The organism is Xylophilus rhododendri (assembly GCF_009906855.1).
Lineage (GTDB): Bacteria > Pseudomonadota > Gammaproteobacteria > Burkholderiales > Burkholderiaceae_C > Xylophilus > Xylophilus rhododendri.
Map to the genome: position 1 here is coordinate 525,882 of NZ_CP047650.1, position 12,171 is coordinate 538,052.

Sequence of the window (12,171 nt, forward strand, 5' to 3'; positions counted from 1 at the left end):
GAGCGCGGCTGGTCCGCGCTTTTTTTTGCCCGGCCGCCGGAGCCATCCCGGCTTTGCCTGCGCTTCATGCGCTTATGCCAAACTCGTCCGCGTGAATCTCCCCTCTCCCGCCATCGTTGCCCAGAGTGCCGTGCGTCGGCTGCCGCGGCCGCTGCTGCTGGCCTTCTGCGTGGCCTGGGTGCTGGCCGGATTCGTGGGCCGCGGCCCCTGGAAGAACGCCGACATCAGCGCCTTCGGCTACATGCTGGAGCTGGCGCGCGGCCACACCAGCTGGCTCAATCCCACCCTGGGCGGACTGCCGCCCGAAACCGACGGCCTGCTGCCCTACTGGCTGGGCGCCTGGGCGCTGAAGATCGCGCCGGCCTGGCTGCCGCCCGACTTCGTGGCGCGTGTGCCCTTCGGCATCCTGCTGGCGCTGACACTCACCGCCACCTGGTACGCGGTCTACACCCTGGCCCGCCATCCCCGCGCCCAGCCGGTGGCCTTCGCCTTCGGCGGCGAAGCCCTGCCCAAGGACTACGGCCGCGCCATCGCCGATGGCGGCCTGCTGGCGCTGATCGCCTGCCTGGGCCTGGCGCAGCTGGCGCATGAGGGTACGGCCTATCTCACCCAACTGGCCTTCTCCACCCTGACCTTTCTCGCCCTGGCGGCCGCGCCCTGGCGGCCCCGGCTGTCCACCGTCAGCCTGGCGGCGGGCCTGGGGGCCTGGTGCTGTCGGGCGCGCCGGCGCTCGCTGTGTTTTTCGGCAGCGGCGGCGCGCTGCTGGCCTGGCTGGAATCGCGCGACCTCGAAGTGCCGCCCGAACAGGCACAGCGCTTTCGCCGCAATGCCGCCATCACCGCCGCCTTCGTGGTACTGGCCGCCGTGCTGGCCGGGTCGCTGAACCTCTGGCGCTGGCGCATCGCCACACTGGAAGACGGCGAATGGCGCAGCCTGAGCCGTCTGCTGCTGTGGTTCACCTGGCCCTGCTGGCCACTGGCCGTGCTCACGCTGTGGCGCTGGCGGCGCCAGTGGCTGGGCGGCACGCTGCACCGCCACCTGCTGCTGCCCATCGGCTTCGCCCTGACCACCATCGCCGCGACGGTGGCGACCGAGCCGGCCGACCGCGCCCTGCTGCTGGGCCTGCCCGCCCTGGCCGCCCTGGCCGCCTTCTCGCTGCCCACCCTCAGCCGCAGCGTGAGTGCGCTGATCGACTGGTTCACCCTGCTCTTCTTCACCGGCGGCGCCATCGTCATCTGGGTGATCTACATCGCCATGCAGACCGGCTGGCCGCGCCAGCCGGCGGCCAACGTCGCCAAGCTGGCGCCGGGCTTCGTGGCCAGTTTCTCGCTGCCGGCCCTGGTGCTCGCGCTGCTGGCCACCGTGGCCTGGGGCGCGCTGGTGTGGTGGCGCGTGGGGCGCCATCGCCACGCGCTGTGGAAAAGCATGGTGCTGCCGGCCGGCGGCGCAGGGCTTGGCTGGCTGCTGCTGATGACCCTCTGGCTGCCGCTGCTCGACTACGCACGCAGCTATGCCGCGCAGGTGGAGCGGGTGGTGGCGCTGACCGGCACGGCGGACTGCGTGGAGTTCCAGGGCTTCAGCCGGGCCCAGATCGCCGCCTTCCAGTATCACGGCGGCCTGCGCCTGATACCGCTGGGCACCGTCTCGCCGCATTGCCGCTGGGCGCTGATCGATGCCGACGGCCCGCTGGCCAGGCCCTCGCCGGAGGTGCGCGCGGCCCTGGTGATCGGCGGCTGGAGCCAGGTCGAGGCAGTCGCCCGGCCGGCGGACCGCAAGGACACCGTGGTGCTCTACCGCCGCGCGCAGGCGCACTAGGAACCGATGGCTTTTCTGTCCCGTCCGGCCGCGCAGGCCGGCGAATTCGGCGCCATCGCGCGCCATGCCCTGACGGTGCTGGCCGGCCAGATGGCGGTGATGGCTTTCGGGCTGACCGACACCATCGTCGCCGGGCGGTATTCCGATGCCTCGCTGGCCGCGCTTTCGATCGGCTCGGCGGTCTACGTCAGCATCTATGTGGCGCTCACCGGGGTGATCCAGTCGCTGCTGCCGGTGTGGGCCCAGCAGCATGGCGGGCAGCAGCGCGAGGCGCTCGGCCGCTCGGTGCGGCAGTCGGTCTATCTTTGGCTGCTGGCTTCGCTGTTCGGCGTGCTGCTCTTGCTGGCGCCCGGCCCGCTGCTGCGGGTGATGCAGGTGCCGATGCCGATGCAGGCCGAGGTGGGCGCCTATCTGCGCATCCTGGCCGCCGCCCTGCCCTTCGCGCTGATGTTCCGCATCTACGGCACCCTGAACCAGAGCCTGGGCCGGCCGGTGCTGGTGACCTGGCTGCAGCTGGCTTCGCTGGTGGTCAAGCTGCCGCTGTCGGTCTGGCTGGCGCTGGGCGGCGGGCCGGTGCCCGCGATGGGCGCGGTGGGCTGCGCCTGGGCCACGCTGATCGTCTACATGCTGATGGCCGGGGTGTCGCTGGCCCTGCTGCGCTGGCAGCCGCTCTACCGCGAATACGGCCTGTGGCGGCGCATCGAGCCGCCGCACGGCCCCACGCTGGCGGCCTTCGCGCGGCTGGGTGTGCCGGCCGGGCTGTCGTATCTGGTGGACGTCACCTCGCTCACGCTGATGGCCTTGTTCATCGCCCGCCAGGGCACGGTGCCCACCGCCGCCCACCAGATCGCCGCCAGCATGGTCGGCATGCTCTACATGGTGCCGCTGTCGCTGGCGATCGCCACCAGCGCCCGGGTCGGCTACTGGCTGGGCGCAGTGCAGCCCGAACGTGCCCGACAGGCGGTGGGCACCGGCATGAAGACGACCGCCTGCCTGGCCGTGGGCCTCGCGGGGGTGTTGTTCTTCGCGCGCGGCGCCATCGCCGGCCTCTACACCGGCAACCCGGCGGTCGCGGCGCTGGCCGCCAGCCTGCTGGGCTGGGTGGCCTTCTTCCATCTGGGCGATGCGATCCAGTGCTTCTGCGCCTTCGTGCTGCGCTGCTGGCGCATCACCGTGTCGACCTTCGTGGTCTATGCGCTGATGCTCTGGGGCGTGGGCCTGGGCGGCGGCTATGCGCTGGCCTACACCGGGCTGTTCGGCCCGGCGCGGCAATCGCCGCAGGCCTTCTGGATGGCGGGCGGCAGCGCCTTGTGGCTGACCGCCCTGGCCTTCTCGACCATGCTGGCGCTGACGCTCAGGCGCCGCGCCTGAGCGCCTATTTGCCGGCGACCACCGGCGCTTCGCTGCGCACCCGCATCGGCGGGAACACCAGGGCGAAGGTCGAGCCCGCACCCGGCTGGCTGGCGATGCGCAGGCGCCCGCCGTGGCGCTGCATCACATGCTTGACGATGGCCAGGCCCAGGCCTGTGCCGCCGGTTTCGCGCGAACGGCTGCGGTCGACGCGGTAGAAGCGCTCGGTCAGGCGCGGAATGTGTTCCGAGGCGATGCCAGGGCCGCTGTCGCGCACCGCGAGTTCGCCCTCGCCGGCGGCGCCGCGGCCGGGTTCGCGGCCGTCCAGCACCGTCCAGGTCACGGTGATGGTGCCGCCGGCCGGCGTGTAGCGGATCGCATTGCCCACCAGGTTGGACAGCGCGCTGCGCAGCTCCTGCGAGGCGCCCAGCAGGGCCGCGTTGCCCAGAGTCTCCGTCTCGGGAAACACCAGCGTGTGCTTGCGGCCGAGCACGGTGGACAAGGCTTGCCCTTCCTGCTCGCCCTGCGTCATCAGCTGCGCCACCGGCACCGATTCGCTGCGACCCGGCGGCGGACTGCCCTCCAGGCGCGACAAGGTCAGCAGATCGCTCACCACTCCCTGCATGCGGCTGGCCTGCTGCGCCATCAGGTTCAGGTAATGGGCGCGTTCGGAGACTTCCAGCGGCAAGGTCTGCAGGGTTTCGACGAAACCGGTCAGCACCGTCAGCGGCGTGCGGATCTCGTGCGACACATTGGCCACGAAATCGCGCCGCATGGCCTCGGCCTGTTCGACCGCGGTGACGTCGCGCGACAGGATCAGCGTGCGGCCCTCGCCGTAGCGGTGCAGGTTCACCGCCAGCCGGATCGGCCGCGCCGCGGTGCTGCGGCTGCCCGGCATGGTGATGCCGGAAGAGAAATCCCCGTGCGACCAGTAGGCCACGAAGGCCGGATCGCGCACCAGATTGCCGATCGACTGCATCAGGTCGCGCTGCGCCTCGATGCCGAAGTGCTCGGTGGCCATCTGGTTGCACCATTCGATATGGCCCTGGGCGTCGAGCAGCACCACGCCGTTGGGCGAGGCCTGCAGGGCTTCCAGGATGTCGTCCAGGCGGGCCTGGCTTTGTTCCAGCGCGCGTTCGGACTCGCGGGCGCGGCGGCGCGAGCGGTCCACCAGCTCACCCCAGACGCCTCGCAGCACCGGCGCATCGGAGGCGGTGGCGCCTTCGCGCATCCAGGACAGCAGGCGCAGCGCCGGCCGCAGCTCCACCGCGAAGCGCAGCCAACCGGCCAGCACCATGCCGGCGGCGACGCAGAAAGCCACATGCCACACGCCCCAGCCCTGCGCGCCGCGCAGCGCGAACCACACGCCGACGGCGATACCGGCCAGCTGCCAGGCCACGAAACCCAGAAGCCTGGCGATCATTGCGCTGCCAGGCTCACTGTGGCTGGGCCTGTGCCTGGGCCTGCAGCACGGCCGGCTGCGCGGTGGCGCGGTAGCCGGCGCCGCGCACCGTCTCGACCATGATGCCGGCCGAGCCCAGCGCCTCGCGCAGGCGCTTCACATGCACATCCACCGTGCGTTCCTCGATGAAGACATGGTCGCCCCACACCTTGTCGAGCAGCTGGGTGCGGCTGTGCACCCGTTCCGCATGGCGCATGAGGTAGTGCAGCAGCTTGAATTCGGTCGGCGCCACCTTCAGCGGCTGGCCGTCGTAGCTCACGCGATGCGTGGCCGCATCCAGCACCAGCGGGCCGAGCGAGACCGTGTCGGCCAGCTGCTCGGGCGCCCGGCGGCGCAGCACGGCGCGGATGCGCGCCAGCAGTTCCTGGGTGGAGAAAGGCTTGGTGATGTAGTCGTCGGCACCGGCGTCCAGGCCGGCGACCTTGTCGGGCTCGTCGCCGCGCGCGGTCAGCATCAGGATGGGAACGGTCTTGGTACGGGCATCGGCGCGCCACTTGCGCGCCAGCATCAGGCCGCTGGTGCCGGGCAGCATCCAGTCCAGCAGGATCACGTCGGGCAGGACCGCGTCGAGTTCGCGCTGGGCGGCTTCGCCGTCTTCGGCCCAGACGGGCTGGAAGCCGTTGTGGCGCAGATTGACGGCGATGAGTTCGGCGATCGCCGACTCATCCTCGACGATCAGCACCAGGGGCAGTTTCTTCATGGAACCATCGCTTGATTGACTAAAGAGCTTTTACGGGGAACACCGCGGAACTGGCTTTGCCAGGCCGCGGGTGTTGCCCCCGGCAGGGGGTTGGCGGCCACACGAAGTGGGCAAGCCTGGGGGCGAGTCATTGAATGGCCGACTCGATGACCTGCATCGAGGTGTGGCGCACATCCGTTCCCTTGACGATGTAGATGATGAATTCGGCGATGTTCTTGGCATGGTCGCCGATGCGCTCGATGGCCTTGGCCAGGAACAGCAGGTCGAGGCTGGCCGAGATGGTGCGCGGGTCTTCCATCATGTAGGTGACCAGCTTGCGCACGAAGCCGTCGAACTCGCGGTCGATCAGGTCGTCTTCCTTGAGGATGCTGACGGCGGCGGTGACGTCCAGGCGGGCGAAGGCGTCCAGAGCCTTGCGCAGCAGGCCCGAGGCCAGGTCGCCGGCCACCCGCAGGTCGGACGACGGCAGGGTGCGGGCCGAACCGCTCTCGATGATGGACTTGGCCATGCGCGCGATCTTGTTGGCCTCGTCGCCCACCCGTTCCAGGTTGGCGGTGGTCTTGGAGATCGCGATCAGCAGGCGCAGGTCACGTGCGGTCGGCTGGCGGCGGGCGATGATGGAGGACAGCTCGTGGTCGATCTGCACTTCCATCGCGTTCACCCGCACTTCGGTCTCGACGACTTCGTCGGCGACTTCGGTGCTGAACTGCGACAGGGCATAGATCGCCTGGCGGATCTGGGATTCGACCAGGCCGCCGAGCTCCATCACCCGCGAGGAGACGCCGTTGAGTTCGCTGTCGAACTGGGTCGAGAGGTGCTTGTCTGGCATGTAGGGCTCCTGCTCAGCCGAAACGGCCGGTGATGTAGTCTTCGGTCTCTTTGCGCTGGGGCTTGAAGAACATCTGTTCCGTTTCGCCGAATTCGACCAGGTCGCCCAGGTACATATAGGCGGTGTAGTCGCTGCAGCGTGCGGCCTGCTGCATGTTATGCGTGACGATGACTACCGTGTAGTCATTCTTGAGTTCGGCGATGAGCTCTTCCACCTTGGCGGTGGAAATCGGGTCGAGCGCCGAGCAGGGTTCGTCGAGCAGCAGCACTTCCGGGCGGATGGCGATGCCGCGTGCGATGCACAGGCGCTGCTGCTGGCCGCCGGACAGGCCCGAGCCGCTCTGGTTGAGCTTGTCCTTGACCTCGGTCCACAGCGCGGCCTTGCGCAGCGCCCATTCGATGCGCTCGTCCATGTCGGTGGCGTTCAGGTCCTCGAACAGCTTCACGCCGAAGGCGATGTTGTCGCGGATGGACATGGGAAACGGCGTCGGCTTCTGGAACACCATGCCGACCTTGGCGCGGATCAGGGCCACGTCCTGCTTGGAGGTCAGCAGGTTCTCGCCGTCGAGAATGATCTGGCCTTCGGCGCGCTGCTCCGGATAGAGCTCGTACATGCGGTTGAAGGTGCGCAGCAGCGTGGACTTGCCGCAGCCGGACGGGCCGATGAAGGCGGTGACCTTCTTCTCCGGGATTTCCATGTTGATGCCCTTGAGGGCGTGGAACTTGCCGTAGTAGAAATTCAGGTCCTTGACCGAGATCTTGGAAGGACCGGCCGAGGGCTTGCCGGCCTGCTGCTGGCGCACCGGGGGAGACATCGTTGCGGACATGTTGGAAACCTTACTTTTGGCGTGTCAGGACACGCGCGAGGATGTTGAGACCGAGCACCGCCACCGTGATCAGGAACACGCCGGCCCAGGCCAGCTGTTGCCAGTTCTCGTAGGGGCTCATGGCGAACTTGAAGATGGTCACCGGCAGGCTGGCGGTCGGCTTGCTCAGGTCGGCGTTCCAGAACTGGTTGGACAGCGCGGTGAACAGCAGCGGAGCGGTTTCGCCGGCGATGCGGGCCACGGCCAGCAGCACACCGGTGATGACACCGGCACGGGCGGCGCGCAGCGTGATCATGGTGATCACCTTCCACTTGGGCGTGCCCAGGGCGTAGGCGGCTTCGCGCAGGCCGGAGGGCACCAGCACCAGCATGTTCTCGGTGGTGCGGATGACCACCGGGATCACGATCAGCGCCAGCGCCAGCACACCGGCGTAGCCCGAATAGGTCTTGAAGCTCGACACCACGACGGCGTAGACGAACAGGCCGATCACGATCGAAGGCGCGGACAGCAGGATGTCGTTGACGAAACGCGTCACCGAGGCCAGCCAACCGTGGGTGTCGTATTCGGCCAGGTAGACGCCGGCCATGATGCCGATGGGCGTGCCGACGAAGGTCGCCAGCAGCACCATGGTGAAGGAGCCGAAGATCGCGTTGGCCAGGCCGCCGGGCTCGTTGGGCGCCGGAGTCGATTCGGTGAACAGCGACAGGCTCAGGCCGCCGATGCCCAGGCGCAGGGTCTCGAACAGGATCCAGACCAGGAAGAACACGCCGAAGACCATGGCGGCCAGCGACAGCGTCAGCGCGATCTTGTTGACCCGCTTGCGCGAGGCGTAACGCGCCTCGCGGGCAGCGGCCAGGTCGGCCGCGGCGATCAGGCTCTTGCCGGTATTGGTGGCGGTGATCACGACTTGGCTCCTTCGTTCTTCTTCAGGCGGGCCAGCAGCAGCTTGGACAGCGACAGGACCACGAAGGTGATGAAGAACAGCACCAGGCCCAGGTAGATCAGCGATGCCTGGTGCAGGCCTTCGCCGGCTTCGGCGAACTCATTGGCCAGCGCCGAGGTGATGCTGTTGGCGGCCTCGAAGACCGACAGCGAGTTGAGCTGGTTCATGTTGCCGATGACGAAGGTCACGGCCATGGTCTCGCCCAGCGCGCGGCCCAGGCCCAGCATGATGCCGCCGAGCACACCCGTCTTGGTGAAGGGCAGCACCACCTTGAACACCACTTCCCAGGTGGTGGAACCCAGGCCGTAGGCCGATTCCTTGAGCAGCGGCGGCGTCACTTCGAACACGTCGCGCATCACCGAGGCGATGAAGGGAATGATCATGATCGCCAGGATGATGCCGGCCGACAGCAGGCCGATGCCCACCGGCGGGCCCGACACCAACGCGCCGAGAAGCGGCACGCCATGGAGCAGTTTCTGCAGCGGCTGCTGCACATAGGTGGCCAGGATGGGGCTGAACACCATCAGGCCCCACATGCCGTAGACGATGGAGGGCACGGCGGCGAGCAGTTCGATGGCGGTGCCCAGCGGACGCTTGAGCCAGGCCGGCGACAGCTCGGTGAGGAAAAGCGCGATGCCGAAGCTGACCGGCACGGCGATCAGCAGGGCGATGATCGATGTGGCCAGCGTGCCGTAGATCATGACCAGGCCGCCGTAGTCGTTCTGGACCGGGTCCCAGACGCTGCGGACCAGGAAAGTCAGTCCGTACTTTTCGATGGAGGGCCAGGCGCCTACGACGAGGGAGCCGAGGATGCCGACGAGCAGTGCCAGCGTCAGCAGCGCGGCGCCGCGGGCGGCCATGCCGAAGAGGCGGTCGACGAGCACACCCGTGAGTCGGGAGCGGGGAGCGGGAGAAGGATTCATGGTGACACCACGCCCCGACGAACGGGCGGGCGCATGGGTGACCGGCAGTGTAGAGGACACGGGATTCGCCTCGGTTGGGTCAGCGATGTCGGTGCTGGGCAGCATCCGACGGGGGATGAAAAAGGGGGATGGCCTTGGCCATCCCCTCTTTTCTTACTTCAGGGCGACAGCCTTGCCCGAGGTGTCCTTGATGTTGCCCCAGGACTTGTAGATCGCGTCCTTGACGCTGGAAGGCATCGGCACGTAGTCCAGTTCGGTGGCGGTCTTGTCACCGTTCTTGTAGGCCCATTCGAAGAACTTCAGGGCGGTGGCGGCCTGGGCCGGCTTGTCCTGCGACTTGTGCATCAGGATGAAGGTGGCCGAGGTGATGGGCCAGGCTTGCTTGCCAGGCTGGTTCGTCAGGATCTGGTAGAAGCTCTTGGACCAGTCGGCACCGGCGGCGGCGGCCTTGAAGGTCTCGTCGTCCGGAGCGACGGTGGCGCCTTCGCTGTTGACCATGTCGGTGTAGGTCATCTTGTTCTGCTTGACGTAGGCGTACTCGACGTAGCCGATGGAGTCAGGCAGGCGGTTCACGAAAGCGGCGACGCCTTCGTTGCCCTTGCCACCCGCGCCGGTGGGCCAGTTCACGGCCGTGCCTTCGCCGACCTTGCTCTTCCACTCGGCGTTGACCTTGCTCAGGTAGTTGGTGAAACCGAAGCTGGTGCCCGAACCGTCGGCGCGGCGGACCACGGCGATCGGTGCGTCAGGCAGGGTCACGCCGGCGTTCAGGGCGGTGATGGCGGGGTCGTTCCACTTGGTGATCTTGCCCAGGTAGATGTCGCCGAGCACCTGGCCGTTCAGCTTGAGCTGGCCGGGAGCGATGCCCTTGATGTTGACCACGGGGACGATGCCGCCGATGACCGTGGGGAACTGGAGCAGGCCCTTGGTGGCCAGCTCGTCGTCCTTCAGGGGCATGTCGGAGGCACCGAAATCGACGGTCTTGGCGTCGATCTGCTTGATGCCGGCGCCGGAGCCCACGGACTGGTAGTTGATCTTGACGCTGGTGGCCTTGTTGTAGTCGGCCGCCCACTTGGCATACAGGGGGGCGGGGAAACTAGCGCCTGCGCCGGTGGCATCCTGGGCTTGTACGCTGGCGGCGCCGAAGGCGGAGACAGCAGCAAAGGCGGCGATCAGGGTTTTGTTCATGCGTTCCTTCTTTCGATGACTTAAGGGGGACTGGGATGGAATGTAGGCAGGCTTCATGACAGCTATGTGACGCAGATGACAGCGTTCCGGGCGCAGATTGATGGATGTCACGCAATCGTCACACGGCCGCCCTAGCCTCGCCCCACCCTGGCCAGACCCCGGTGCACCTACACTGCGGGCGGCTTTTTTGTTTTCCCTGCTCCCATTCATGCAAGACGGACATCCCCTCGCCGCGATCGACCTCGGCTCCAACAGCTTCCGGCTCGAGATCGGACGTTTCGATCCCGCGGGCCAGCTCCAGCGCATCCAATACCTGAAGGAGACCGTGCGCCTGGGCGGCGGGCTCGACGCCTCCGGCCGCATTTCGGCCGAGGCGATGCAGCGCGGCTGGGACTGCCTGGCGCGTTTCGGCGAGCGGCTGCGCGAGTTCGCCCCGCGCCAGGTGCGGGCCGTCGCCACGCAGACGCTGCGTGAGGCCACCAACCGCGCGGAGTTCATCGCCCGCGGCGCCAAGCTGCTGGGTTTTCCGATCGACGTGGTGTCCGGGCCCGAAGAGGCGCGCCTGATCTACCAGGGCGTGGCACACCTGCTGCCGCCTTCGGACGAGCAGCGCCTGGTGGTGGATGTGGGCGGCCGCTCCACCGAGTTCATCCTCGGCCACGGGCTGGTCTCCAAGGCGGTGGCTTCTTTCCAGGTCGGCAGCGTGGCCTGGTCTCAGAAGTATTTCCCGGCCGGCCGCTTCACGGCCGACGCCTTCGAACAGGCCGAGGTCGCCGCCAAGGCGGTGCTGGACGAAGCTCTGCAGACCTTCGGCCGCCAGACCTGGGACGTGGCCTACGGCTCGTCCGGCACCGCCGGGGCGGTGGGCTCCCTGGCCGCAATGCTGGGCATGCCGGCCGGCACCATCACCCGCAAAGGGCTGGCTGACCTGCGCGAGCTGCTGTTGCAGGCGAAGTCGGCCGACAGCCTGCGCATGGAGGGCATGAAGGAAGACAGAAAGCCGGTGATCGGCGGCGGCGTGGCGGTGCTGTGCGCCATCTTCGACCTGCTGGACATCGACACCATGCAGGTCGCTCAGGGCGCCCTGCGCCAGGGTGCGCTCTACGACCTGCTGGACCGCGAGCAGCCCCATACCGATCTGCGCGCCGCCTCGGTGGCCGCGCTGGCGCGGCGTTTCCAGGTGGACGAAGGCCAGGCCGAGCGGGTCGCCCGCACCGCCACCACGCTGCTGCGCACGCTGCAGGACGACGCCGGCTCACCGCTGGCCGAGCGCGAAGCCCGCAAGCTCCACTGGGCGGCGCGGCTGCACGAGGTGGGCTGCCTGATCGCCCACGACGACGCCCACAAGCACGGCGCCTATGTGCTGGCCAATGCCGATGCGCCGGGGTTCTCGCTGCCGGAGCTGGAGCGTCTTTCGCTGCTGGTGCTGGCGCAGCGCGGCAAGCTGCGCAAGGTCGAGGAAGCGCTGGTGGACGACGGCTTTGCCCGGCAGGCGCTGAGCCTGCGCCTGGCCGTGGCGCTGTGCCACGCACGCAGCGAACCCGATCTGGCGGACCTGCGGCTGGCCGTGTCGAAGAAGGCGGTCGGCTGGTCGCTGGGCTGGAGCGCCGCGTGGGAGAAGCGCCATCCGCAGTCGGCCTACCTGCTTCGCGAGGAATCGCTGGCCTGGCTGAAGACCGGCCGCGGCCTGCAGCTGGCCAACGGCTGAGCCGCTACGCCAGCCCCGGCGGCTCGCCGCGCGACCAGGGCCAGAGCGATCCGGTCAATTCGACGGACGCCAGCGTGACCGCCAACAGGTAGAGCAGGAGGCCGACGCCCCAACGCAGCCAGTAGGGGTCTCGCCTGCCCGGCACGGGCCAGGCGACGGGATGTCTGGAGAGTCGCGCCTGGTTGAGGGAGGACACGAGGTACTCGACCCAGTCCTCATAGCAAAGGTCGGCTGCATGCTGCCATTCCTGACTGCCCCGCATGTAGTCAAGCAGACCCCGCAGCGTCGAAAGCTCGCTGTGTGGAATGCCGCGATCCCCGAAATGCTGCACCAGTTGTTCCCAGGCGATGCTCACCGGAATGGCCTGGTGGTCGATCCACACATAGGGCGCAAGCTCAAGGGGCAAGGGGGGCGGCTGCGCGAAGTCGTC

At 68.2% G+C, this 12,171-nt stretch carries 10 protein-coding genes and 1 pseudogene; 3 read left to right on the forward strand and 8 right to left on the reverse strand.

The window, feature by feature from the left end; translation table 11 throughout:
• The first annotated feature begins 91 nt into the window (after nt 1–91).
• Together GT347_RS02460 and GT347_RS02465 are read left to right on the forward strand one after the other, a co-directional pair.
• Nucleotides 92–1,815, forward strand: a pseudogene (locus GT347_RS02460) (hypothetical protein).
• A 6-nt stretch (nt 1,816–1,821) separates the two neighbouring features.
• Nucleotides 1,822–3,186: an MATE family efflux transporter gene (locus GT347_RS02465; protein WP_160550466.1), complete on the forward strand. Its 1,365-nt coding sequence runs from the start codon at nt 1,822–1,824 to the stop codon at nt 3,184–3,186.
• A gap of 4 nt (nt 3,187–3,190) precedes the next feature.
• On the opposite strand, the gene phoR is transcribed toward GT347_RS02465, so the two are convergent.
• The 7 genes from phoR to pstS form a co-directional block, all read right to left on the reverse strand.
• Nucleotides 3,191–4,588: a phosphate regulon sensor histidine kinase PhoR gene (gene phoR, locus GT347_RS02470; protein ID WP_160550467.1), complete on the reverse strand. Its 1,398-nt coding sequence runs from the start codon at nt 4,586–4,588 to the stop codon at nt 3,191–3,193.
• Nucleotides 4,589–4,601: 13 nt separating this feature from the next.
• Nucleotides 4,602–5,327 (reverse strand): phosphate regulon transcriptional regulator PhoB, encoded by a 726-nt coding sequence (gene phoB, locus GT347_RS02475; protein WP_160550468.1) that lies wholly within the window; start codon nt 5,325–5,327, stop codon nt 4,602–4,604.
• 127 nt (nt 5,328–5,454) lie between these two features.
• Nucleotides 5,455–6,156: a phosphate signaling complex protein PhoU gene (gene phoU, locus GT347_RS02480; protein ID WP_160550469.1), complete on the reverse strand. Its 702-nt coding sequence runs from the start codon at nt 6,154–6,156 to the stop codon at nt 5,455–5,457.
• Between the two features lie 13 nt (nt 6,157–6,169).
• Nucleotides 6,170–6,970, reverse strand: a complete 801-nt coding sequence (gene pstB / locus GT347_RS02485; protein WP_160555190.1) for a phosphate ABC transporter ATP-binding protein PstB — start codon at nt 6,968–6,970, stop codon at nt 6,170–6,172.
• A 22-nt stretch (nt 6,971–6,992) separates the two neighbouring features.
• A complete protein-coding gene (gene pstA / locus GT347_RS02490; RefSeq protein WP_160555191.1) occupies nt 6,993–7,883 on the reverse strand; it encodes a phosphate ABC transporter permease PstA in 891 nt (296 codons plus the stop codon).
• Nucleotides 7,883–8,848 (reverse strand): phosphate ABC transporter permease subunit PstC, encoded by a 966-nt coding sequence (gene pstC / locus GT347_RS02495; RefSeq protein ID WP_160550470.1) that lies wholly within the window; start codon nt 8,846–8,848, stop codon nt 7,883–7,885. The genes pstA and pstC overlap by 1 nt, the downstream gene beginning before the upstream one ends.
• A gap of 153 nt (nt 8,849–9,001) precedes the next feature.
• Complete coding sequence (gene pstS / locus GT347_RS02500) at nt 9,002–10,033, reverse strand: phosphate ABC transporter substrate-binding protein PstS (protein WP_160550471.1); 1,032 nt, start codon at nt 10,031–10,033, stop codon at nt 9,002–9,004.
• Between the two features lie 208 nt (nt 10,034–10,241).
• On the opposite strand from pstS, the gene GT347_RS02505 reads away from it, so the two are divergent.
• Nucleotides 10,242–11,741, forward strand: a complete 1,500-nt coding sequence (locus tag GT347_RS02505) for a Ppx/GppA phosphatase family protein (protein ID WP_160550472.1) — start codon at nt 10,242–10,244, stop codon at nt 11,739–11,741.
• A 4-nt stretch (nt 11,742–11,745) separates the two neighbouring features.
• Here the strand turns inward: GT347_RS02505 and GT347_RS02510 are convergent, their stop codons facing one another.
• Complete coding sequence (locus tag GT347_RS02510) at nt 11,746–12,096, reverse strand: hypothetical protein (protein ID WP_160550473.1); 351 nt, start codon at nt 12,094–12,096, stop codon at nt 11,746–11,748.
• Nucleotides 12,097–12,171 lie beyond the last annotated feature (75 nt).

Bases quoted from the DNA above. Each gene is read 5' to 3' on its own strand.
- GT347_RS02465 (WP_160550466.1), top strand. From the start codon at position 1,822: ATGGCTTTTCTGTCCCGTCCGGCCGCGCAGGCCGGCGAATTCGGCGCC.
- phoR (WP_160550467.1), bottom strand. From the start codon at position 4,588: ATGATCGCCAGGCTTCTGGGTTTCGTGGCCTGGCAGCTGGCCGGTATC.
- phoB (WP_160550468.1), bottom strand. From the start codon at position 5,327: ATGAAGAAACTGCCCCTGGTGCTGATCGTCGAGGATGAGTCGGCGATC.
- phoU (WP_160550469.1), bottom strand. From the start codon at position 6,156: ATGCCAGACAAGCACCTCTCGACCCAGTTCGACAGCGAACTCAACGGC.
- pstB (WP_160555190.1), bottom strand. From the start codon at position 6,970: ATGTCTCCCCCGGTGCGCCAGCAGCAGGCCGGCAAGCCCTCGGCCGGT.
- pstC (WP_160550470.1), bottom strand. From the start codon at position 8,848: ATGAATCCTTCTCCCGCTCCCCGCTCCCGACTCACGGGTGTGCTCGTC.
- pstS (WP_160550471.1), bottom strand. From the start codon at position 10,033: ATGAACAAAACCCTGATCGCCGCCTTTGCTGCTGTCTCCGCCTTCGGC.
- GT347_RS02505 (WP_160550472.1), top strand. From the start codon at position 10,242: ATGCAAGACGGACATCCCCTCGCCGCGATCGACCTCGGCTCCAACAGC.